This is a genomic window from Salinisphaera sp. (assembly GCF_002729955.1).
Classification (GTDB): domain Bacteria; phylum Pseudomonadota; class Gammaproteobacteria; order Nevskiales; family Salinisphaeraceae; genus Salinisphaera.
This window is the reverse complement of sequence record NZ_PBYA01000022.1, coordinates 25,709-49,050: the sequence shown is the minus strand read 5'-3', so window position 1 is coordinate 49,050 and position 23,342 is coordinate 25,709. Positions and strand designations below refer to the sequence as shown.

Annotated in this window: 19 protein-coding genes; 13 read left to right on the top strand and 6 right to left on the bottom strand. The window is 64.1% G+C overall.

Annotated elements, in window-relative coordinates; genetic code table 11:
• Window positions 1-664: 664 nt before the first annotated feature.
• Genes CMN27_RS06030 through CMN27_RS06015 form a run of 4 tightly spaced genes read right to left on the bottom strand, consistent with a single transcriptional unit; the run spans window position 665 to window position 4,172 of the window.
• Complete coding sequence (locus CMN27_RS06030) at window positions 665-1,417, bottom strand: SDR family NAD(P)-dependent oxidoreductase (protein WP_293624849.1); 753 nt, start codon at window positions 1,415-1,417, stop codon at window positions 665-667.
• A gap of 18 nt (window positions 1,418-1,435) precedes the next feature.
• Window positions 1,436-2,137, bottom strand: a complete 702-nt coding sequence (locus CMN27_RS06025; protein ID WP_293624848.1) for an HAD-IA family hydrolase — start codon at window positions 2,135-2,137, stop codon at window positions 1,436-1,438.
• On the bottom strand, window positions 2,134-2,844 hold the full coding sequence (ubiG, locus tag CMN27_RS06020) for a bifunctional 2-polyprenyl-6-hydroxyphenol methylase/3-demethylubiquinol 3-O-methyltransferase UbiG (protein WP_293624847.1): 711 nt from the start codon (window positions 2,842-2,844) through the stop codon (window positions 2,134-2,136). The genes CMN27_RS06025 and ubiG overlap by 4 nt, the downstream gene beginning before the upstream one ends.
• Window positions 2,841-4,172 carry a TRZ/ATZ family hydrolase gene (locus CMN27_RS06015; protein ID WP_293624846.1) on the bottom strand — a complete coding sequence of 444 codons (1,332 nt, stop codon included), beginning with the start codon at window positions 4,170-4,172 and terminating at the stop codon, window positions 2,841-2,843. The genes ubiG and CMN27_RS06015 overlap by 4 nt, the downstream gene beginning before the upstream one ends.
• Before the next feature lie 214 nt (window positions 4,173-4,386).
• Here CMN27_RS06015 and gyrA point away from each other — a divergent pair, with 214 nt between their 5' ends.
• From gyrA to lapB, 12 genes are all read left to right on the top strand, one after another.
• Complete coding sequence (gyrA, locus tag CMN27_RS06010; RefSeq protein WP_293624845.1) at window positions 4,387-7,056, top strand: DNA gyrase subunit A; 2,670 nt, start codon at window positions 4,387-4,389, stop codon at window positions 7,054-7,056.
• A 38-nt stretch (window positions 7,057-7,094) separates the two neighbouring features.
• Window positions 7,095-8,180, top strand: coding sequence for a 3-phosphoserine/phosphohydroxythreonine transaminase (gene serC / locus CMN27_RS06005; RefSeq protein ID WP_293624844.1), 1,086 nt, complete (start codon window positions 7,095-7,097; stop codon window positions 8,178-8,180).
• A 134-nt stretch (window positions 8,181-8,314) separates the two neighbouring features.
• Window positions 8,315-9,508: a phosphoglycerate dehydrogenase gene (locus CMN27_RS06000; RefSeq protein WP_293624843.1), complete on the top strand. Its 1,194-nt coding sequence runs from the start codon at window positions 8,315-8,317 to the stop codon at window positions 9,506-9,508.
• A gap of 3 nt (window positions 9,509-9,511) precedes the next feature.
• The gene (pheA, locus tag CMN27_RS05995) at window positions 9,512-10,624 is read left to right on the top strand and encodes a prephenate dehydratase (protein WP_293624842.1); all 1,113 of its coding nucleotides are present in this window, start codon (window positions 9,512-9,514) and stop codon (window positions 10,622-10,624) included.
• 40 nt (window positions 10,625-10,664) lie between these two features.
• Window positions 10,665-11,801: a histidinol-phosphate transaminase gene (gene hisC / locus CMN27_RS05990; protein WP_293624841.1), complete on the top strand. Its 1,137-nt coding sequence runs from the start codon at window positions 10,665-10,667 to the stop codon at window positions 11,799-11,801.
• Window positions 11,798-12,688, top strand: a complete 891-nt coding sequence (locus CMN27_RS05985; protein WP_293624839.1) for a prephenate dehydrogenase/arogenate dehydrogenase family protein — start codon at window positions 11,798-11,800, stop codon at window positions 12,686-12,688. Before hisC ends, CMN27_RS05985 begins: the two co-directional genes overlap by 4 nt.
• Window position 12,689: 1 nt before the next feature.
• Window positions 12,690-14,012: a 3-phosphoshikimate 1-carboxyvinyltransferase gene (gene aroA / locus CMN27_RS05980; protein ID WP_293624837.1), complete on the top strand. Its 1,323-nt coding sequence runs from the start codon at window positions 12,690-12,692 to the stop codon at window positions 14,010-14,012.
• A complete protein-coding gene (gene cmk, locus CMN27_RS05975) occupies window positions 14,009-14,698 on the top strand; it encodes a (d)CMP kinase (RefSeq protein ID WP_293624835.1) in 690 nt (229 codons plus the stop codon). Before aroA ends, cmk begins: the two co-directional genes overlap by 4 nt.
• Before the next feature lie 115 nt (window positions 14,699-14,813).
• Window positions 14,814-16,499, top strand: coding sequence for a 30S ribosomal protein S1 (gene rpsA, locus CMN27_RS05970; RefSeq protein ID WP_293624833.1), 1,686 nt, complete (start codon window positions 14,814-14,816; stop codon window positions 16,497-16,499).
• A 123-nt stretch (window positions 16,500-16,622) separates the two neighbouring features.
• Entirely contained in the window at window positions 16,623-16,910 is a 288-nt protein-coding gene (locus CMN27_RS05965; RefSeq protein WP_006913502.1) for an integration host factor subunit beta, read from the top strand.
• A 58-nt stretch (window positions 16,911-16,968) separates the two neighbouring features.
• Window positions 16,969-17,259 carry a lipopolysaccharide assembly protein LapA domain-containing protein gene (locus tag CMN27_RS05960; protein ID WP_293624829.1) on the top strand — a complete coding sequence of 97 codons (291 nt, stop codon included), beginning with the start codon at window positions 16,969-16,971 and terminating at the stop codon, window positions 17,257-17,259.
• Window positions 17,252-18,451, top strand: coding sequence for a lipopolysaccharide assembly protein LapB (gene lapB / locus CMN27_RS05955; protein ID WP_293624827.1), 1,200 nt, complete (start codon window positions 17,252-17,254; stop codon window positions 18,449-18,451). The genes CMN27_RS05960 and lapB overlap by 8 nt, the downstream gene beginning before the upstream one ends.
• 81 nt (window positions 18,452-18,532) lie before the next feature.
• Here the strand turns inward: lapB and CMN27_RS05950 are convergent, their stop codons facing one another.
• Window positions 18,533-20,026 carry a M48 family metalloprotease gene (locus CMN27_RS05950; protein ID WP_293624826.1) on the bottom strand — a complete coding sequence of 498 codons (1,494 nt, stop codon included), beginning with the start codon at window positions 20,024-20,026 and terminating at the stop codon, window positions 18,533-18,535.
• Between the two features lie 352 nt (window positions 20,027-20,378).
• On the opposite strand from CMN27_RS05950, the gene CMN27_RS05945 reads away from it, so the two are divergent.
• The gene (locus tag CMN27_RS05945) at window positions 20,379-21,473 is read left to right on the top strand and encodes an AI-2E family transporter (protein WP_293624825.1); all 1,095 of its coding nucleotides are present in this window, start codon (window positions 20,379-20,381) and stop codon (window positions 21,471-21,473) included.
• Between the two features lie 625 nt (window positions 21,474-22,098).
• Here the strand turns inward: CMN27_RS05945 and glcF are convergent.
• Window positions 22,099-23,331: a glycolate oxidase subunit GlcF gene (glcF, locus tag CMN27_RS05940; protein WP_293624824.1), complete on the bottom strand. Its 1,233-nt coding sequence runs from the start codon at window positions 23,329-23,331 to the stop codon at window positions 22,099-22,101.
• Window positions 23,332-23,342 lie beyond the last annotated feature (11 nt).

Sequence of the window (23,342 nt, the reverse complement as noted above, 5' to 3'; positions counted from 1 at the left end):
ATCACGGGCGGGCCACCATTGCCGCAACCGAGCCTGCGGTATAGCCGTGTAGCCGCGTAGGTTGGCTTAGGCCGCAGGCCGTAAGCCAACAAGGGCGAGCACGGTTGCCGCTTTTGGAGCGTGCGAGCCGGAGGGGTCTTGCGGGCTGCGTTCGGTGTTGGATTACGCTTCGCTAATCCAACCTACGCGCTGCGGGCGCTGTGTGCTTCACGATCGTTGTGATCACGGGCGGGCCCGACCACTGCTGGATCCGAACGCGCTGTATAGCCGTATAGCCGTGTAGGTTGGCTTAGGCCGCAGGCCGTAAGCCAACAAGGGCGAGCACGAGCACGGATGCCGCTTTTGGAGCGTGCGAGTCGGAGGGGTCTTGCGGACTGCGTTCGGTGTTGGATTACGCTTCGCTAATCCAACCTACGCGCTTGGGTCGAAAGGGACCGTAGCAGCAGCGCAAACCCTCAGCTGCGAAGCATTCGATAACGACGCTGTGCCACGCAGCATCGCTGCCCTAACGGGGTGAATACAGACAGGCTCGTTTTCGATCGCCCAAGGTCGCGTTTTAATAACGCTTTTTGTCTTTATTTGCGCTTTTCGCGTTTATTTGCGGACCTGCCTACCCTTTTTCTTCGGGTTCGCGAGGAGGCGCTCTACAAACGCGAGGCCGATTCTATGCGGCGATTGGCTGCCCGTCGGCGCCGAGAATCTGACCGGTGGTGCCGCGTGCGGCGACCGACAGCAGGTGCACGTAGGTATCGGCGATCGTTTCCGGCGGCTGGGCCGATGGGTCTTCGGTGGGGAACGCCTTGGCGCGCAGCGGCGTCTGGCGCGGGCCGGGGTCGATGCCGTTGAAGCGCAGGCGGTCACTTTGTTCGTGTTCGACGGCAAACATCTTCACCAGCGAACTCAGCCCGGCCTTGCTCACGCCGTAGGCGCCCCAGAACGCTTTCGGCCTGGCGGCCGCGTCGTCGAGGGTGAATACCACCGAGGCATCGTCCACGCTCTGCAGCAACGGCAGGCAGACCTGGGTGAGCGTGAAGGCGGCGGTGAGGTTGATATGCATGATCCGCTGCCAGCCGTCGATCGGGTGGGTGGCCAGCGGCATGAGTCCGTCGAAGCGGGCGGCCAGATGTACGAGACCGTCGAGATGCCCACAGTCGGCAGCAATGCCGTCCACCAGGCGTTGATAGTCGTCTTCGCCGGCGCGGGTCACGTCGAGCGGAAACAGCGCGGGTTCCGGGCTGCCGTCGGCGACGATGGCATCGAACACCGGGGTGAGGGTACGTTCGCGCCGGCCCAGCAGCACGCATTCGGCACCCGCTGCGGCGATCGCGCGGGCGACCGTGGCGCCCAGGCCGCCGCCCGCGCCGGTAATGAGAATCACGCGATCGGCGAGCGGTTTGGAATCGTTGGATACAGTCATGAGACGGGTCGTTGTCGTTCAGGTCGGATGGGCGCCCGCGATGGCCTGCGCATCAAGCTGCTCAAGCGCGGCTGCGAGGCCGGCGACGGTGTCGATGACCACATCGGCCTGCCAGCCGTGGATATCGTCACCGGGCGGAATATAGCCGTAGGACACGCCGATGGTGGCCATGCCGGCAACACGGCCAGCTTCGATATCGCGATCCGAATCGCCGATATAGACACAGCGGGCCGGTTCGATGCCGATGCGTTCGCAGGCCAGATACATCGGCGCCGGGTCGGGTTTGGCTACGCCCGCGCTGTCGCCGCCGATTACGCAGCCCGGTGGCGGGTCGAAGTTCATATGGTCCATCAACGGCAGCGCAAGGGCTTCCATCTTGTTGGTGACCACGCCCCAGGCCAGGCCGCTGTCGGCGAGCTGGCGCACGAACTCGCGCATGCCGTCGAAGGGCTGCGTGTCGCGGGTCATGCGTTGGCGGTAGGTTTCGATGAACAAGTCGTAGCTGGCGCGATAGTCGGCGTCGTCGGGGGTCAGACCCAGCCCCTTGCCGAGCATGCCGCGCCCGCCGAAGGAACACATGGGCGCGAGCTCGGTGAGCGGCATGGCGTCCAGCCCACGCTCGGCGCGCATGTCGTTGATCGCTCCGGCCAGATCCGGGGCGGTATCGAGCAGGGTGCCGTCCAGATCGAACAGCACCGCATCGAAGGCTTGTAACTTCATGCGCGGCTCGCGGCGGGTTTGCGGGCGTGCAGGAAGTAGTTCACGTCGGGCCGCTGGGTGAGCGAGGCGCGGCGGGTGAACGGGTTGTAGTGCATGCCCGCGATCTCGGCGACCTCGAGATGCGCGCGCCGGCACCAGGCGCCCAGCTCCGAGGGACGAATGAGCTTGCTGTATTCGTGGGTGCCGCGGGGCAGCAGTCCGAGCACGTATTCCGCGCCGCCGATCGCCAGCAGCCACGCCTTGGGGCTGCGGTTGATGGTCGAGAAGAACAGATTGCCGCCGGGGGCGGTGAGCATGGCGCAGTCGTCGACCACATAGGCCGGGGTGTCGACGTGCTCCAGCATTTCGTAGCAGACCACGATATCGAAGGCGCCGGGGGCTTCGCGCATCAGGTCACCACTGGAGATACAGCGGTAGTCGATATCGAGCCCGCTATCCTCGGCATGGGCCTTGGCGGCTTCGATCAGCTCAGGCGCCAGGTCCAGGCCGGTCACCTGGGCACCGCGCCGGGCCAGCGCCTCCGAGAGAATGCCGGCGCCGCAGCCGACGTCGAGCACGCGCTTGCCGGCGAGCGGGGCGCGGCGGTCGATGAAATCGGTACGCAGCGGGTTGATATCGTGCAGCGGGCGCATTTCGCCCGACGTGTCCCACCAGTGCTCGGCCATCCGGCCGAATTTCGCCAGTTCGGCGTTCTGATCGCTTGTCATGAGGCGTCCTTTGCGTGGGCGGCGAGCTTGTGCTGCCAGTCGGCCGCTCGTGCGGCGATATCGGCTTCGTCCAGGGTCGTGAGTCGGCGCTCGGCCAGTAGCCGCTGACCGGCCACCCAGGTATCGCTGACCTGTTCCCGGCATACGTTGTAGACCAGGGCGGAAATCGGGTCGAACACCGGCTTGGTTTCGAGTGCGTCCAGATCGATAGCGCAGAGATCGGCCATCTTGCCGGGCTCGATCGAGCCGGTGGTGTCGGCGATGCCCAGGGCTTCGGCGCCGCCCATGGTGGCCATGCGCAGCACGGTATCGGCGCTGACCGCGGCCGCGTCGTCGGCGGCGATCTTGCCGATGAAGGCCGCGGTGCGCATTTCGCCGATCATGTCCAGATCGTTGTTCGACGCCGCACCGTCGGTGCCCAGGGCCACGTTGATGCCGGAATCGATGAGTTTCTGTACCGGACACAGGCCGCTGGCGAGCTTGAGGTTGGACTCGGGTGAATGCAGCACGTGCACGCCGTTGCGGGCGCACAGCGCGATTTCCTCGTCGCTGAGCTGGGTCATGTGCACGGCCAGAAAGTTCGGCGTGAGCAGGCCCAGGTCGTCAAGTCGGGCCAGCGGGCGCTGGCCGTTCTTTTCCTGGGCGTCGGTCACTTCGAAGGCCGTCTCGTGCACGTGCATGTGCACGCGTAGATCCATTTCGTCGGCATAGGTGCGGATCTTTTTGAGCGGCGCATCGGAGACGGTATAGGGCGCATGCGGGGCGAATACCGTGGAGATGCGATCGTGCCCACGCCAGGCATCGTGCAGGGCCAGGCCTTTTTCCAGGTATTCCTCCGCGTTGGCCGCCCAGACCGTGGGAAAGTCGATCACGATCATGCCCACCGTGGCACGCATGCCGGCGGCTTCCACGCGTTCGGCCACCACGTCGGGAAAAAAATACATGTCGTTGAAGCAGGTGGTGCCGCTCCGCAACATCTCGGCCATGGCGAGGTCGGTGCCGTCGGCGACGAATTCGGGCGACATGAACTCGCCCTCGGTCGGCCAGATGTATTCGCTCAGCCAGGGCATGAGCGCCAGATCGTCGGCAATGCCGCGCATGAGATTCATCGCGGCATGGGTATGGGTATTGATCAGCCCCGGTATCAGCAGATGCGTGCTGCGGTCGATGACCTCTTTCGCATCGAAGCGCCTGCGGGCTTCATCGCTGGGCAGAACCGCTTCGATCATGCCGTGATGGATGGCTACGGCGTGGTTTTCCAGCAGCCGCGGCTCACCGCAGACAGGGGCGACCCAGCGGGCATGGACAAGGGTATCGATCTGGCGCATGGAAACAGGCGATCAGTAGGGAGCGCGAACGCCCGCCACTCTAGCGCAATCAAGCGCTTTTGGCACACGCGCTGTGCTAACATGACCGGCTTTACGCGACGGCGCTGAACCGCGCTGCACAACCGGCCAACACGGCCCGGTTGTGCCGACCCCAGCCCGTGGATACGCACCGAACGCGGCCTGCGTTGCAGGCTGCTTGAACGAAAACAAGTCTATGGCCGACGTCGCAAAAGAGATTCTTTCGATCAACCTCGAAGACGAGATGCGCCAGTCGTATCTCGACTATGCCATGAGCGTGATCGTCGGGCGTGCGCTGCCCGACGTACGCGACGGCCTCAAGCCGGTGCATCGGCGCGTGCTCTACGCCATGCGCGAACTGGGCAACGACTGGAACAAGCCGTACAAGAAGTCGGCCCGCGTGGTCGGCGACGTGATCGGTAAATACCACCCTCACGGCGATTCGGCGGTCTACGACACCATCGTGCGTATGGCGCAGGATTTCTCCATGCGCTACGTGCTGGTCGATGGCCAGGGCAACTTCGGCTCCATCGACGGCGACGCGCCGGCGGCGATGCGTTATACCGAAGTGCGCATGGCCCGGCTGGCCCATGAAATTCTGGCCGATATCGAAAAGGATACGGTCGATTTCATCCCGAACTACGACGAATCCGAGTCCGAGCCGGCGGTTCTGCCCACCCGTTTGCCCAACCTCCTGGTCAACGGCGGCACCGGTATCGCGGTGGGTATGGCCACCAACATCCCGCCGCATAACCTCACCGAGGTGGTGAATGCGGTGCTGGCGGTCATGGACGATCCGCAGATCAGCATCGCCGGGCTGATGGAACACGTGCCCGGCCCGGATTTCCCCACCGCGGCCATGATCAACGGCGCGGACGGCATTCGCGAAGCCTATGAAACCGGGCGTGGGCGTATCTACATGCGGGCCCGTGCGCACTTCGAAGAAGTGGACGAGCGCGGCAAGCAGGCGATCGTGGTCACCGAGCTGCCGTATCAGGTCAACAAGGCCCGGCTGCTGGAAAAGATCGCCGAGCTGGTGAAGGACAAGCGCATCGAGGGCATCACCGAGCTGCGCGACGAGTCCGACAAGGACGGCATGCGCATGGTCGTGGAGCTGCGCCGCGGGGAAACGCCCGAGGTGGTGCTCAACAACCTGTATCGCCATTCGCAGATGCAGACCGTGTTCGGCATCAACATGGTGGCACTGGACGACGGCCAGCCGCGCACGCTCAACCTCAAGCAGCTGCTGGAAGCCTTCATCCGCCATCGGCGCGAGGTCGTCACCCGGCGTACCCAGTACGAGCTGGCCAAGGCGCGTGCCCGGGCCCATGTGCTGGAAGGGCTGACCATCGCGCTGGCGAACATCGACGAGGTGATCGCGCTGATCAAGGCCTCCAGCGGCCCGGCGGAAGCACGCGAAGCGCTGATCAACCGCGAATGGCCGCCGGGGCAGGTCGTGGACATGCTCGAGCGCGCCGGCGCGGAATCGTCGCGCCCGGCCGATCTGTCCAAGGCCTACGGCCTGCAGGAAAACGGCAGCTACCGGCTGACCGAAACCCAGGCCCAGGCGATTCTCGATCTGCGTCTGCACCGGCTCACCGGCCTGGAACAGAGCAAGATCATCGAGGAGTTCGAGCAGCTGCTCGACAAGATCGCCGATTACATCGAGATTCTGTCCAACATGGCGCGGCTGTTCGAGGTCATCCGCGAAGAGCTGGAGGCGATCCGTCGCGACTACGGCGACGACCGCAAGACCGAGATCCTCGACAGCCACCTGGACCTGACCACCGCGGATCTGATCACCCCGGAAGACGTCGTGGTCACGCTCACTCACGAAGGCTATGTGAAGTCCCAGCCGCTGGATGCCTACCGCGCCCAGCGTCGCGGTGGGCGCGGCAAGTCGGCCACCCAGACCAAGGACGCCGACTTCATCGACAAGCTGTGGGTGGCGCATACCCACGATACGCTGCTGTGCTTCTCCTCGGCCGGCAAGGCGTACTGGCTCAAGGTCTACGAACTGCCCAGCGCCGGGCGCGGCGCGCGCGGCAAACCCATCGTGAACCTGCTGCCGCTCGAGGCCGACGAGCGTATCTCCCAGGTGCTGCCCATCAAGGATTTCAACACCAGCGAGAACGTGTTCTTCGCCACGCGCAACGGCACGGTCAAGAAGACCGCGCTGGAGCAGTTCTCGCGCCCGCGTTCGAACGGCATCATCGCCATCGATCTGCGCGACGACGATGCGCTGGTGGGCGTGGACCTGACCAGCGGCGACGACGAGCTGATGCTGTTCTCTTCCGGCGGCAAGGTGATTCGTTTTGCCGAACAGGACGTTCGCGAGATGGGCCGTACGGCCGCGGGCGTGCGTGGTATCCGCCTGCCCGAGGACGAGGCCGGCGCGGCCGTGATCGCGCTCATCGTGATTCGCGACGGCGATATTCTCACCGTCACCGAGCAGGGCTACGGCAAGCGCACGCCGGTGGACGACTATCCGCTGCGCGGTCGTGGCGGTCAGGGCGTGCTCGCGCTCAAGCAGTCCGACAAGAGCGGTGCGGTCGTGGGCGCGACCCAGGTGCTCGAGGACGATGAAATCATGCTGATATCCAATATGGGTACGCTGATTCGTACGGCGGTGGCCGAAATCTCGGTGCTCGGGCGTAACACCCAGGGCGTACGCATCATTCGGGTGGCCGACGACCAGCATCTGGTCGGCGTCGATCGCATCGTCACCGACGACGAGGAAGACGACGGCGAAGCGGATGGCGAAGACTCGGGCGCGGACAACGGCGCCGAGGATTCGAGCGACGAGCGCAGCGCGGGCGACGCGTCGGCCGCCGACGACAACGATTCGGACCCTGCCGCGGACTGACCTTCGCGCAGCGTCGATTTTCAAAGGAGATTTGTTCTATGGCACGCGTCTACAACTTCAGTGCAGGGCCGGCCACGCTGCCGGTCGAAGTGCTCGAAAAAGCCCAGGCCGATCTGCTGGATTGGCAGGGCACCGGCATGTCCGTGATGGAGATGAGCCATCGCGGCGATGCGTTCGTCTCCATTGCCGAAAAAGCAACCCAGGATCTGCGCAAGCTGCTGAATGTGCCCGAAGGCTACAGCGTGCTGTTCCTGCAGGGCGGCGCCGCCGGCCAGTTCGCGGGCGTGCCGCTCAACCTGATGGGTCGCTCGAACAAGGCCGATTACGTCATCAACGGCAGCTGGGGCAAGAAGGCGGTCAAGGAAGCCGGCAAGTACGGTGATGCCCAGGTCGCGGCCAATTCGGCGGTCGACGGCAGCTTTACCGACGTGCCTGCCCGGGCCGACTGGCAGCTGCGAGACGACGCGGCCTACGTGCATTACACCCCCAACGAAACCATCGAGGGCATCGAATACCCGGACGTGCCGGATACCGGCGACGTGCCGCTGGTGGGCGATTGGTCGTCGGCGTTCCTGTCGAAGCCGATCGACGTATCCAGATACGGCGTGATTTATGCCGGTGCGCAGAAGAACGCCGGCCCGGCCGGGGTCACCATGGTCATTGTGCGCGACGACCTCATGGGCAACCCGCAGTCCGGTGTGCCCATGGTGCTGGATTACAAGCAGCAGGCCGATGCCGATTCCATGCTCAACACGCCGCCGTGTTTCGCCTGGTACATGGCCGGTCTGACCTTCGAATGGATCCTGGACAACGGCGGCCTGGAAGGCATGGCCGAGCGCAACCAGCGCAAGGCCGACAAGCTGTACGGCTTCATCGACGGCTCGGACTTCTACAGCAACCCGGTGGCACCGCATGCGCGCTCGCGCATGAACGTCCCGTTTTTGCTCGCCAACGACGAACTCAACAAGACGTTCCTCGCCCAGGCCGAGGAAGCCGGGCTGTCCACCCTCAAGGGCCATCGTTCGGTCGGCGGCATGCGTGCCTCGATCTACAACGCCATGCCGGAAGAGGGCGTCGACGCGCTGATCGACTTCATGCGCGGCTTCGAAAAAGCCAACGGTTAAGACATTTGATCCACGGGTTACACCGATCGCACAGATTCGAAGACATGCCTCGTTAGCGGCTGTACTCGAATCGGCGCAATCAGTGAAATCCGTGGATGCCTGCTTTTGAAGAGTTTGCGGATAAAAGGGTTTTCATGACATTCAAGATTCAGACGCTGAACAATATTTCGGCCAAGGGGCTCGATCGCCTGCCGCGCGATCTCTACGAGATCGCGTCGGAGATGTCCAAGCCGGACGCCATCATCCTGCGTTCGCACAACATGCACGACATGACGATCGCCGATTCCGTGCGGGCCATCGGCCGCGCGGGCGCGGGCGTGAACAACATTCCCGTTGCCGACATGAGCAAGCGCGGCGTGCCGGTGTTCAATGCCCCCGGCGCGAACGCCAACGCCGTTAAGGAGCTGGTGCTGGCCGGCATGCTGCTGGCCTCGCGCAATCTCATGAGCGCCTGGCGCTATGTGGAAGAGCTGACCTCCACCGGGGAAGAGCTCAAGAAGGAAGTCGAAGCCGGCAAGAAGCGCTTCAAGGGCGTGGAACTGCCGGGGCGCACCCTCGGCGTGGCCGGCCTTGGCGCCATCGGCGTGAACGTGGCCAACGCCGCCCAGGCGCTGGGCATGAGCGTACAGGGCTTTGACCCGGGTATTACGGTCAACAACGCTTGGCGCCTGACCTCCAACGTCTCCCAGGCGCTGTCCATCGATGAACTGCTGTCGCGCTCCGACTATGTCTCGCTGCATGTGCCGCTGGTCGACGACACCCGTGGGCTGGTCGACGCCAAACGGCTCAAGCTCATGCGCAAGGGCGCGGTGCTGCTCAACTTCTCGCGTGCCGAAATCGTGGATGAAGACGCGGTGCTCGCCGCGCTGGAAAACGGCCGTCTGAGCTACTACGTCTGCGACTTCCCCTCCGAGAAGCTGCGCGGCCACGACCGCGTGATCACGCTGCCGCATCTGGGCGCCTCCACCGACGAGGCCGAAGACAACAGCGCGATGATGATCGCCGACCAGCTGCGCGACTATCTCGAAGTCGGCAATATTCGCAACTCGGTGAACTTCCCCGAGGCGATCATGCCGCCGACGGCCAGCGCCCATCGCCTGGCTGTGGTCAACCATAACGTGCCCAACATGGTCGGCCAGATCTCGTCCACGCTGGCCCGGCACGGTCACAACATCGCGGACCTGCTCAACAAGTCCAAGGGCGAGGTGGCCTATACGCTGGTCGATATCGACGCGCCGGTCGCCGATGAAGCCATCGAAGAGTTGCGTACCATCGAAGGCGTGCTGTGCGTGCGGTATCTGGGTGCCGTGGGTAGCGACGCGGCCTAAGCGATGAGTTCGTCGCAGGACAACTCCGACAACGAGGCTCTCGCCGGCGCGCGCGAGCGTATCGATGCCCTGGACGCACAGATCCAGGCTTTGATCGCCGAGCGGGCCGGCGTGGCCCTGGACGTCGCCCGTATCAAGGCCGAGCGGCAGCGCACCGACTTCTATCGGCCCGAGCGCGAAGCCGACGTGCTGCGTCGGGTGGCCGAGCGCAACGAAGGCCCGCTCGACGATGCCACCATCATGCGTCTCATGCGCGAAGTGATGTCGGCGTGCCTGGCCCTGGAATCGCCGCTGAAGGTGGCCTATCTCGGCCCTGAAGGTACCTACACCCAGGCCGCGGTCTACAAGCACTTCGGCCATTCGGTACGGGCCATGCCACTGCCGGCCATCGACGAGATCTTTCGTGAAGTCGAGGCCGGCAACGCGGATTTCGGCGTCGTGCCGGTGGAGAACTCCACCGAAGGCGTGGTCAGCCATACCCTCGACCAGCTGGTAGGCAGTTCGCTGCGCATCTGTGGTGAGGTCGCGCTTGGCGTGCATCACCACCTGCTGTCGAAGGCGGCGGATATCACCGGCGTCAAGCGCGTGGTCGCCCATGCGCAATCGCTGGCCCAGTGTCGCAAGTGGCTCGATCGCCACCTGCCGGGCGTGGTGCGCGAAGCCGTATCCAGCAACGGCGAAGCCGCACGACGCGTGGCCGGGGAGAGCCAGGCGGCCGCCATCGCCGGGCGCGCGGCTTCGGAATTCTACGAGCTGCCGATTCTGGCCTCGAACATCGAAGATGAGCCGAACAACACCACGCGTTTTCTCGTGCTCGGCAAGCAGCAGGTGCCGGCCACCGGCAATGATATGACCTCGATTCTGGTCGCCATCCGCAACCAGCCGGGCATGTTGCATCGGCTGCTCACCCCGGGCGCAGAAGCCGGCGTGGATCTCACCCGTATCGAGTCGCGGCCGTCGCGGCGCCAGGCATGGGACTATAATTTCTTCATCGATCTGGAAGGCCATATCGACGAGCCGCGGGTGCGCCAGGTGCTCGAAGCGATCGAATCCCAGTCGGCGATGCTGAAAGTGCTGGGTGCCTACCCGCGTGCGGTCGACGTCTCGTCAACTTGATGTCGCGAATTAAATTCAATCGTTAACGTGTTGAAATAACATGGGTAAGAGCCTAAACGAACAGGCGCATGCCGGTATTCACGGCCTGCACGCCTATGTGCCCGGCAAACCGATCGATGACCTCAAGCGCGAGCTGGGGCTGAGCTCGATCATCAAGCTGGCTTCCAACGAGAACCCCTTCGGCGTGGCGCCGGCGGTCACGAAGGCGTTTGCCGACTTCGTTCAGAACGGCGCCTCCGACCTGCATCGTTACCCGGACGGCGGCGGTTATGCGCTCAAGCAGGATATCGCCGCCCGCCATGCAATCGAGCCGGAGCGGGTCACACTCGGCAACGGTTCCAACGACGTACTGGAGCTCACCGCACGGGTTTTTCTGGGCCCCGGCAAGAATGCGGTGTTCTCGCAGTACGCGTTCGCGGTCTACCCGATCGTGGCCCAGGCGGTGAACGCCGAGGTGCGCGAGGTACCGGCACTCGGACCCGATGCCGACATGCCCTATGGCCACGATCTTGAAGCGTTTCTCGAGCATATCGACGAAAACACCGGCGTGGTCTTCATTGCCAGCCCGAACAACCCCACGGGCACCTGGTTGGCACCTGAGGCGATCGAGGCGTTCATGCAGTCCGTGCCGGCCGGCGTGGTCGTCGTACTTGACGAGGCCTATCTCGAATATCAGGCGGACAGCGAGCGTCCGGACAGCCGTGAATGGCTCGAACGCTTTGAAAATCTGATTGTTACGCGAACATTCTCGAAAATTTATGGGATGGCCGGCCTGCGCGTCGGCTATGCCTTGACCTCGCCCCAGGTGGCGGACTGGATCAACCGCATCCGCCAGCCGTTCAACGTCAACACCGTGGCCCTTTACTGTGCCCAGGCGGCGTTGTCGGACGAGGAGTTCGTGATCTACTCGACCCAGACCAACGCCGTGCAGCGGGCGTCGCTGGGCAGCGAGCTCGAGGCGCGGGGTCTGCGTTGTGTGCCGTCACAGGCCAATTTCATCACCTTCGACTGTGGCCGACCCTCCACGCCCGTCTACCAGGCAATGCTGCACGAAGGCGTGATCGTACGCCCGCTCGAAAGCTATGCAATGCCTGAACATTTGCGTGTAACTGTCGGTAGCGAAAAAGAGAATCAGGTGTTTCTGGCGGCGCTCGACAGCGTTCTCGAACGCGCATGAATCGAACCGATCAAAGCCTTGAAAACGAACGAATCTGTGTAATCGGGCTGGGCCTGATCGGCGGTTCGATCATACGTGCGCTGCAGGCGAAAGGCTGCGGCGCCCGCGTTGACGCCGTGGTGGCGGATGCCAACGAGGCGCGCCAGGCACGCGAATTGGGTTTGGTGAGCGAGGCGTCGACGGATGTCGCCACGGCCGTGGCCAAGGCCACGCTCGTGATCGTCGCCGTACCCATCGGCGCGATGGCCGGCGTGTTCGCCGATCTGGCCGCGGCGCTGCCCGCAGATGCCGTGGTGACCGATACCGGCAGTACCAAGCTGAGCGTGATTCGCGAGGCCCAGGCCAGCCTGGGCGAGGGCTTTGCCCGGTTCGTGCCGGGCCATCCCATCGCCGGCACCGAGCGTAGCGGGCTCGATGCGGGCTTCGCCGAACTGTTCGAACAGCGCCGGGTCATTCTCACTCCCACGCCGGCGACCGAGCCGCAGGCGCTGGCCCGGGTCGAAGCGCTGTGGCGTACGATTGGTGCGCGCATCAGCGAAATGGACGGTGCTCACCACGACGAGGTGCTGGCGGCCACCAGCCATCTGCCGCATCTGCTGGCTTACACGCTGGTGGATACCCTGGCGCGGATGGCCGAACGTACCGAGATATTCGAATATGCGGCCGGCGGCTTTGCCGACTTCACACGTATCGCATCCAGCAGCCCCTCGCTGTGGGCGGATATCGTGACCGCGAATCACGATGCCGTGCTGCCGGTGCTCGATCGCTATATCGGCGATCTGGCGGCGGTGAGGGCAGCGATTGCCGACGACGACCGCGATGCACTGGCGGCCACTTTCCAGCGCGCGAAGACCGCGCGCGACGGTTTTGCCATGAGGCGTTCCTGATATGCGGCGTTTTCATCTGCGGCCGGGCGGCGCCCTGCGTGGCGAGTTGCGCGTGCCGGGCGACAAGTCCATTTCGCACCGTGCGGTCATGCTGTCGGCGCTCGCCGACGGGCGCTCCCGTATTACCGGCTTTCTTGAAAGCGCGGACTGTCTGGCCACGCTGCATGCCTTTGAGGCGATGGGTGTGGTCTTCGCGCGCGACGGCGAGGCGCTGACCGTCGACGGGGTGGGGCGCGACGGCCTGCGGGCGCCGCAGGCGCCGCTCGACCTCGGCAATTCGGGTACGTCCATGCGTCTGATGTCCGGCCTGATGGCCGGGCAACGCTTCGACAGCCGTCTGGTCGGCGATGCCAGCCTGTCGCGTCGACCCATGGCGCGTGTGATCGAGCCCCTGAGGCTCATGGGTGCACGCATCGACGGCGAGGAAGGCGGGCGCGCGCCGCTCGTCATCCAGGGCGGCCAGGCGCTCAACGGCATCGACTACACGCCGCCGGTGGCCAGCGCCCAGATCAAATCCTGTGTATTGCTGGCCGGGCTGTATGCCCAGGGCAGCACGCGGGTCACCGAGCCGGGGATCAGCCGCGATCATACCGAGCGCATGCTCTCCGCCTTTGGCGTACGTATCGAACGCCAGGCGCGTACCCTGGCCATCGCGGGCGGCCAGTCTCTTCAGGCCGGTGACGTCGCGGTGCCGGCCGATCTTTCCTCGGCCGCGTTTTTCATGGTCGGGGCCAGCATCGCCGAAGCCAGCGCGATCGTGCTGCCCGGCGTGGGCATCAATCCGACCCGGCGCGGGGTAATCGATATCCTAGGCCGCATGGGCGCGGACATACGCCTGCACGACGAGCGTATTCAGGCCGGCGAGCCGGTGGCCGACATCGAAGTGCGCAGCGCGTCGCTCCAGGGCATCGATATCGGCGGCGACGAGGTGGAGCTTGCCATCGACGAGTTTCCGGCGATATTCATTGCTGCCGCCTGTGCCGAAGGCACGACCCGTCTGACCGGCGCAGCCGAGCTGCGGGTCAAGGAATCCGATCGTATCGCGGTGATGGCCGACGGCCTGAGTCAGCTCGGCGTCGATGTCAGCGTGGCGGATGACGGGCTCACGATCGTCGGCCGCGGCGCCGGGCCGGTATTCGGCGGCGGCCTGATCGAAAGCCACGACGACCACCGCATCGCCATGGCGTTCGCGATGGCAGCGCTGCGTGCCGATGCGCCCATTGAAATCGACGACTGCGACTTCGTGGATACCTCGTTTCCCGGTTTCGTGGCGCTGGCATCCGCGGCCGGCCTGCAAATCGAGGCCAGCGAGGTGTCGTCATGAACCCTGCGCCGGTGATGACGCTGGACGGGCCGGGCGGTGCGGGCAAGGGCACGCTGGCCTCAGCGCTCGCGCGCGAACTGGGCTGGTGGCTGCTCGATAGCGGCGCCTTGTATCGCCTGGTCGGCCTGGTCGCGCTTCGTGCCGGACTCGACGCATGCCTGGCGAGCGACTGTGCCACGGCCGTGGCCGCGGCCCGCTCGCTGGACATGGCCTTCGAGCCGGATCGCGGAGCCGGCCAGCGCGTGCTGCTGGCGGGCGAGGACGTCACCGACGTTATTCGTAGCGACGCCGTGTCGGATGCCGCCTCCAAATGGGCCGTCCAGCCGGAAATTCGTGCCGCGCTGCTCGCGCGCCAGCGTGATTTCGCCGGCGAGCCGGGGCTGATCGCCGACGGCCGCGATATGGGCACAGTGATCTTCCCCGAGGCCGACCTGAAGCTCTATATCACCGCCTCGGCCGAAGAGCGGGCCAATCGCCGTTTTGCGCAGTTGTCGGGCGCAAACGTTGATGCTACTCTTGACCGGATATATCGAGAGATATTGGAGCGGGACGCACGCGATGCTTCGCGTGAGGTCGCGCCCCTGAAGCCGGCGGCCGATGCCCATGTTATCGACACGACCGGCGAAAGCGTGGCGGCGTCACTGGAGAAAGTGCGTTGCCTTGTACGCGAAAAAGGCTGGATTTAAGCTGAATCCGGCTGTTTCGATTGGACCGGTCGCGGCGCAATGTCGTTGATCGGATTGTTTTATCAACCACGGATGGCGCTCGCTTTTCTCAAGCGCCGTAGGATCTTTTCCCCTCATGTCTGAAAGTTTCGCCGAACTATTCGAGCAAAGTCTGCAGGGTCGCACCATGCAGCCCGGTTCCCTCATCAACGCCGAGGTGCTGGAAATCAAGAACGACGTGATCATCGTCGATGCCGGCCTCAAGTCGGAAGGCGTGATTCCGATCGACGAGTTCTACGACGATAACGGCGAAATCTCCGTTGCGGAAGGGGACAAGGTCGAAGTCGCACTGGAAGCCGTGGAAGACGGTTTCGGCGCCACGCGCCTGTCGAAGGAAAAAGCCCAGCGCATCCGTACCTGGGACTTCCTCACCGACGCCTACGAAAACAGCGAATCCGTGGTCGGCCACATCAGTGGCAAGGTCAAGGGTGGTTACACCGTCGATGTCGGCAACATTCGCGCGTTCCTGCCGGGTTCGCTCGTCGACGTGCGTCCGGTTCGCGATACCACCTATCTCGAAGGCAAGCCGCTCGAGTTCCGTGTCATCAAGCTGGACCGTCTGCGCAACAACGTGGTCGTCTCGCGTCGCGACGTGCTCAAGGAAGAGTACAGCGAAGAGCGCAAGCAGCTGCTGGACACGCTCCAGGAAGGCATCGTACTCAAGGGCATCGTCAAGAACCTGGTCGACTACGGCGCGTTCGTGGACCTGGGTGGCATCGACGGTCTGCTGCATATCACCGATATGTCGTGGAAGCGCATCAAGGATCCGACCGACGTCGTCAACGTGGGCGAGGAAGTCGAGGTCAAGGTGCTCAAGTTCGATCGTGAGCGCACCCGTGTATCGCTGGGCCTGAAGCAGCTCGGCGACGATCCGTGGGTGGATATCGCCCGTCGTTACCCGGAAAGCACCCGTCTGTTCGGCAACGTCACCAACATCACCGACTACGGTGCCTTCGTCGAAATCGAAGAGGGCGTGGAAGGTCTGGTGCACGTTTCCGAAATGGACTGGACCAACAAGAACGTCAACCCGGGCCAGATCGTCGACGTCGGCGACGAGGTCGAGGTCATGGTGCTGGAGATCGACGAAGAGCGTCGTCGTATCTCGCTGGGCATGAAGCAGTGCAAGTCCAACCCGTGGGAAGACTTCGCCGCCAATCACCAGCGCAACGACGTCGTGCGCGGCCAGATCAAGTCGATCACCGACTTCGGTATCTTCGTGGGTCTGCCGGGCAACATCGACGGTCTGGTGCATCTGTCGGACCTGTCCTGGAACGACGCCGGCGAAGAAGTGGTGCGCGAATACTCGAAGGGCGACGAGGTCGAGGCCGTGGTGCTGTCGATCGACGCCGACCGCGAGCGCATTTCCCTGGGCATCAAGCAGCTTGCGCAGGATCCGATCGGTTCCTTCGTTGCGGACAACCCGAAGGGCAGCGTCGTCTCCGGCAAGATCGACACGGTCGATGCCCGTGGCGCGACGGTCGACCTGGGCAACGACGTGGTCGGTTACATCCGCGCCTCGGATATCTCCCGCGATCGCGTGGAAGATGCCCGTACCGCGCTGTCGGAAGGCCAGGAAGTCGAAGCCCGTTTCGTGGGCGTCGATCGGCGTAACCGCACCATCAGCCTGTCGATTCGTGCCAAGGACGAAAAGGACGAGCAGCAGGCGATGCGCGACTACGCGGATACCGATGCCTCGACCGGCACCACCAGCCTTGGCGAGCTGCTCAAGGAGCAGATCGACGCCAGCGACCGCAACAACTAAAAATATCGCGGTCGGAAATGACGCGGGGCGCTTGCGCGCGCCCCGCGTTTTAACTACCTTCTTATAAGGGGCGTGCCGTAAGGGCATGATTCGGGGGCGGCGTTTCCAGGGAGAGGACGCTGGATGACTAAATCGGAGCTGATCGAACGGCTGGTTCAGCGTCAGGCGCATATGTCGCACCGTGACGTGGAACTGGCGGTAAAACTTCTACTCGACGACGTAATTGCCGAGCTGGCCGAAGGCGGTCGCGTGGAGATTCGCGGGTTTGGCAGTTTTTCGGTACACCATCGCCCGGCGCGGCGTGGTCGTAACCCGAAAACCGGCGAATCCGTCGATATTCCGCGCAAGTACGTGCCGCATTTCAAACCCGGCAAGGAATTGCGCGAACGGGTGAACACAAACCATTCATAGCGGGTCGAAACCGCCTGCGTCGAAGGGCGGAGTCGCCCGTACAAGCAACGGGAAGTAAATGCTACGCCTGATTCGTAATCTGATCGTGGTCGTGGGGCTCGTGCTGGGCGTGGCGTTCGGTTTCTTCAACTACGATCTGGTCTCGATTGATCTGCTCTGGACGACGACCGAAGCACCGCTGGTGGTTCTGCTGGTTGTCGCTTTTGTTCTCGGCCTCGCAATCGCCGCTATCGTGTGTATCGGCAAGATCACCCGGCTACGTGCTCAGCTCACGAGCACGCGGCGCCGTCTGAAAGACGCGCAGACCGAGATTTCCAACCTGCGGAGCATGCCCATTCACGATGCTTGACGGCATCTGGTGGGTCCTTCTGGCGCTGCTGCCGCTGGCGGCCGCGTCGGGCTGGTACGTGCGGGGTCGCGCCGACCGCGGCGACGAACCCATGCCGCCGGTCAACGCGGACTATCTGCGCGGCATAAGCCAGCTCGTCAACGAAGACGCGGATCAGGCGATCGCCACTTTCGTGCGCGTGCTTGAAGTCGATAACGACACCGCCGAAACCCATCTGGCCCTGGGTAATCTGTTTCGCCGGCAGGGTGAGGTGGATCGCGCTCTGCGCATGCACCAGAACCTCGTCGCACGCCCCAACCTCAAGGCCATTCACCGCAACCAGGCACGCTACGAACTGGCCCAGGATTATCTGCGCGCCGGCGTGCTGGACCGGGCCGAGGGCCTGTTTCGCGAGCTGGCCGATCAGAATCTTTTCCTCGAACGCTCGCTGTCCGGCCTGATCGCGATCTATGAGCAGGAGCGCGACTGGGATCAATCCATCGCGACCACACGGCGGCTGGAGACGGTGCGCGGCACCTCGATGCGCCCGGTCATTGCCCAGTATTTCTGCGAACTGGCTGAGCAGGCGCGCAGCGCCGGCCAGCTAGACGTGGCACGCAATCATCTGAAGTCGGCACGGCAGTCTTTTCGCGACTGCGCGCGCGCCAGCCTGATCGGCGGGCTCATGGCAGAGCAGGCAGAAGATCATCGCGGCGCCATCCGCATTTACCGGCAGGTGATGCGTCAGGACGTGGATTTCATCAGCGAAATCATCGAGCCGATGCGACGCTGTTTCGATGCGCTCGATGATCCGTCGGGCTATGCCCAGTTCCTGCGCGAGCTGATGCCGCTCTACGACGGGGCGCACCCGCATGTTGCCTATGCCCGGTTTCTGCATCGCCAGCAGAAAACCGACGAGGCGATCGCGCATATCTCCCAGTATCTGCAGACCGAGCCGAACTGGATCGGCTTCTATCATCTGCTCGACCTCACCTGGTCGCAGACGCGCAGTACGCTCACCGGCCCCCTGGACAGCCTGCGCCAGTCGCTGGGCCAGATCATCGAGCGTCAGCCGACCTATCACTGCGGACAGTGCGGTTTCTCCGGGCGCTATCTGCACTGGCAGTGCCCGAGCTGCCGGCAATGGAACACCATCGTACCCATGCGCGATGTACGCCCGGTAGAGTCGGCGCCGGGTCGAAGCGGGCGCTAGAAAGCGCGCTAGTCTGATGCGTGCGCTGCGTCGAGAACGGTCGGCGGCGGTGGTGTGGCGGGGACCGTCGGCCGTCGCCGCTCAGTAGCGTGCGTCGGCCGTCACCTGTTCCCGGCACTCGCGTTCGGACCAGGCGCGGTGGCAGGACTTCACCATCTGATCGAGCAGGGCTCGCAGTCGGGCCTTGTCGAAGGCGTTCAGCTCGGCGGTCTGTAGCGCGGTACGCAGCTGGTTGATGGCGGGGCCGTAGGCACCGCGCAGCTCGTAGTACTTGGCCTGGCGATAGTAGGCCTCACCAAGATTGCCCTGATCGCCGGCCACCCGTGCGAGCATCTGCTGCGCATCGGCGGATTGCTCGAGCAACGCGCGATCCTGCAACAGAAACGAGCGAACTGCCTGCGCGTCACCCGTATCCATGAGGAATTCGGCATAGTCGAGCTTGACCGCGGCGCTGTCGGGGAAGGCCGTACGTGCCTGTTCGAGTAGCTCGCGCGCCTGCCGGGTCTGCCCTGACTGGCGACGAGCCTGGGCGAGAGCGAGGGAATAGGCCGCATGGGGCGGCTCTTGCGCGGCCAGGGGCTCGAGCAGGGTAATCGCATCGTCGCTGCGGCCAAGTTGCAGCAGCGTGAGCGCATAGCCGTAGTCGAGGGCCGGCGTGTCGCCCTCGTCGCGGCGGCGCTGCTCGTAGTAGCGCAGCAGTTCGCCGTATTGCTTGCTCATGAGCACGCGGGCGCGTTCCTTCATCAGCGCGTAGGTATCGCTTTCTCGTATGTTGGTGTTCGCATAGTCTCGCGCACGGGTTTCCGCTTCAGCCATGCGCGTGTTGCTCACCGGATGCGACAACAGGATATCGGGCAGCTGATTGCCGTACAGCCGTGAGCGGCGCTGCATCTTCTCGAAGAAGCTGGCCATGGCGTCCGGGTCGAAGCCCGATTCCGCCATGGTTCGAATGCCGATCCGGTCGGCCTCGAATTCGTGGGCACGGGTGAAGTTGGTCTGCTGCTGGTTGAGGTTGGACACACCCGCGGTCACGGCCGCCGAGAGGGCATCCGGATCGCCGCCGCCGGCGATCGCGGCCACCAGGATGGCCGCCGCGGTCGCCCAGCCCATGCCGGAGGTGGCTTCGATCTGGCGGGCGATATGGCGCTGGGTGACATGCGCCATTTCATGGCCCATGACGCCGGCCAGTTCGCTTTCGTTGTCGGTTTCGGTGATCAGCCCGGCGTTGACCCCGATATAGCCGCCCGGCAGCGCAAAGGCGTTGATCTGGCTGCTGTCGATCGGATAGAAACGAAACGCGCTGGCATCGGCGTCGGTATGGCCAGCCAGGCGCGCGCCCACGCTCGTGAGGTATTCACGCAGCTGCGTATCCTCGATGATCAGGTGGCGGGCCAGCAGTTGCGCCACCACCTGCAGGCCGATTTTCTGCTCTTCGGCCGGCGACATATAGTTGTCCGCCGGCTGGCCGATGCTCGGCAGCTGGTAATCGCGCGCGCTCGCGAGCGTGCTGATGGTCAGCAGGCAGGCCATCAGCAGGACCAGGAAACGGGCCGGACGGTGCGAAGAAAAAGTCACGAGAGGGACATGTGGTAAGCGTTGGGGCGCATGAACTTCTGACCCCAGATTAGCGTGTTTCGTTCATTCGATTAAACTGGCGCCATCAGGAATCTCTGCTCCATTCATACACGTTCGCGTTGCTGTTATTGCGCCTAAGTACCTGGCTGCTACGCCGTCCGCGAGGCGTCGACGGGCGCTATCGGCCGCGCAGGCGCGATCGGTGTCATACGGCAGAGGTTCACGCATGTTATTCAGCACGCTGGTTGCGAGCCGCTTTCGCCCAGCGCACAGGAGCCGATGTGTCGAAGCTATTGTTCTCTCCGGTCGTCTTAAGAACGGGCACGACACCAGTCGTCGCGCGGGGGCCGCGATGAACGTCGTACGCGAATGGTTCAGCCGACACTTCTCTGACCCGCAGGTGGTCGCGCTGGCGTTGATCCTCATCAGCGCGCTGGTGCTAGTGATGGTGTTCGGCACCTTGCTCACGCCGGTACTGGCGGCCGTGGTGGTGGCCTATCTGCTGGATTCGCCGGTGCTCTGGCTTGAACGCGTGCACGTGCCGCGCTGGCTGGGCGCGGCCCTGTTGTCCACCGCGTTGCTGATTGGCGTGGTGTGGGTGAGCTTCGCGCTGCTCCCGCTGCTGACCCGTCAGGCCGGCCAGGTGCTTACCGAGGTGCCCAGCCTGATCAGCCGGGCGCAGGAGTGGGTTGCCGCCTTGCCCCAGCGTTATCCGGCCCTGATCACCGATGACCAGATCAACGCCATGATCAACAGCATGACCTTCGACGTGGGCTCTCTGCGCCAGACCGTGGTCAGCCGCTCGCTGGTGGTGGGCATGAGCCTGCTGTACCTGTCGGTCTATCTGCTGCTGGTGCCGCTGATGGTGTTCTTCATGCTGCGCGACAAGGCACAGATCCTGCGCTGGTTCGCCAATTTCGGCCCGCGCAACGGGCGGCTGGTGCGCAATGTGTGGGCGGACGTGAATGCCCAGCTCGGCAACTACGTTCGCGGCAAGGCGCTCGAGATCGTCATCGTCTGGATCGCGGCGTACATCGTGTTCTCGTTGCTCGGGCTCAAGTACGCGATGCTGCTTTCGGCGCTGGTGGGGTTCTCGGTACTGGTGCCCTATATCGGCGCCTTCGGCATGACCGTGCCGGTGATGCTGGTGGCCTATGCGCAGTGGGGCTTCGAGGCACAGACGGTCTATGTACTGATCGCCTACGCCATATTGCAGATGCTCGACGGCAATCTGCTCGTGCCGGTGCTGTTCTCGGAGGCGGTGGACCTGCATCCGGTGGCCATCATCACCGCGGTGCTGTTCTTTGGCGGTATCTGGGGCTTCTGGGGCGTGTTCTTCGCGATTCCGCTGGCCACCGTGGTGCATGCGGTCATCAAGGCCTGGCCGCGTCGAGAGGCCGTGCTTCCGGAGCTTGATAACGGACGCGACGCGCAGGAGGACCCGTAATCGTCGCCCTCTCGCGACGGCGCCCCGCGCCCGGCGGGGCAGCGCCGGCCGCATGGGTTAGCTCTGCGTAAGCCAACAAAGGAACGCAGTCCCGATATGCTAATCGGCGATCGAGGCTCGAACGGCCTCACAACTCCGTTTCGTGTCGGTTTACGGCCTGCGGCCTAAACCAACCTACGCGGCTACGTGCCGGGTTCGGTGTGTGTTAACGCCGCATCGATTGGAGTCTGCAACCGAACGCCAATAGCGCGAATGAAGACCCCGAAAGCCGGGCAGGACGTAGGTTGGATTAGCGCAGCGTAATCCAACAAAGAACGCAACCCCGATACCAATCCCGCGATCGCGGCTCGAATCGCGCGAAGGATCAGTTTCCCTGTGGGCTTGCCGCCTGTCGACAAGGGCCTGGCCAGCGCGAAGGCCGGCCAGGACAGGGCGCAGGCGTAGGTTGGATTAGCGCAGCGTAATCCAACGCGGAATGCGGCGCGGATAGCCACTTCGGCATCACGACTCAAACGGCCTCGGTGGCCCGTTCCGTGTTGGCTTACGGCCTGTCGGCCTAAGCCAACCTACGCGGCTAGCCTAGCGGCGTGTCGCAATGAACACGCCGCTTTCTGCAGCTGCCGAGCTATGCCGCGACGGCCGGTTCCAGCAGCTCGATCCAGTGGCGTACCGGCACGCCGGCAGCGGATTCGAGATGCAGCTGGCAGCCGATGTTGGCGGTCACGATGACGTCCGGATCGCCCGCCTGCAGGGAGGCCAGCTTGTTCGAACGCAGCTCGTTGGCCATGGTCGGCTGCAGGATCGAGTAGGTGCCCGCCGAGCCGCAGCACAGATGCGGGTCGCGCACATGGGTCAATTGATAGCCGGCCTGGGTCAGGATTTCGGCTACGTTGTCGTGCAGCTGCGGCGCATTCTGCAGCGTACATGGCGGATGATAAGCCACCTGACGGCCGTGGCCCAGGTCGCCCAGCTGGCTGAGATCCTCTTCGGCGAGCACGTCGCTCAGATCGCGTGCCAGGGCGGAAACGCGTGCGGCCTTCTCGGCGTATTCCGGGTCGTTACGCAGCATATGCCCATACTCGACCACCGATGCCCCGCAGCCGCTGGCCGTGAGCACGATCGCCTCGGCGCCGTCCTCGATATAAGGCCACCAGGCGTCGATATTGCGGCGAGCGAAGTCGTTGGCCTCTTCGCGGTGTGCGAGATGCTGAGACAGCGCGCCGCAGCAGCCGCTGGCCTTCGGTGCGACCAGGCGCACCCCCAGCTGGGAAAAGATGCGCGCGGCATGGGCATTGGTATTGGGCGCGGCGACCGGCTGCACGCAGCCGTCGAGCACGATCATCGTACGCTGCGCGTTCTCGGCCTTCGGCCAGGCAAGCGCCTTGCGCCGCGGCGGCATCTTCTGCTTGAGCGGGGCCAGCGGGCCGACCAGCAGCGGCTTGAAGATATGGCCGAGGGCGAAGAAGAAGGCAAAGCGGTTGCGATAAGCCACGATATGGCGCAGCAGCCAGCGCAGCACGCGCTCATGGCGCGGGCGTTCGACCTGCTGGTCGACCAGGTCGCGGCCGATGTCTGCCAGCTTGGCGTATTCCACACCCGAGGGGCAGGTGGTTTCGCAGGCGCGACAGGTCAGACAGCGGTCCAGATGGGTCTGCGTCTTCTGCGTGGGTTTTTCGCCTTCGAGCACCTGTTTGATCAGGTAGATGCGTCCACGCGGGCTGTCGCGTTCGTCGCCAAGGAGCTGGTAGGTGGGGCAGGTGGCGGTACAGAAGCCGCAGTGCGTACAGGCACGCAGAATACGATCGGCTTCCTCGCCGTCCGGAGTATCGCGCAACTGCGGGATGATGGAAGTCTGCATGGTAAGGGCTC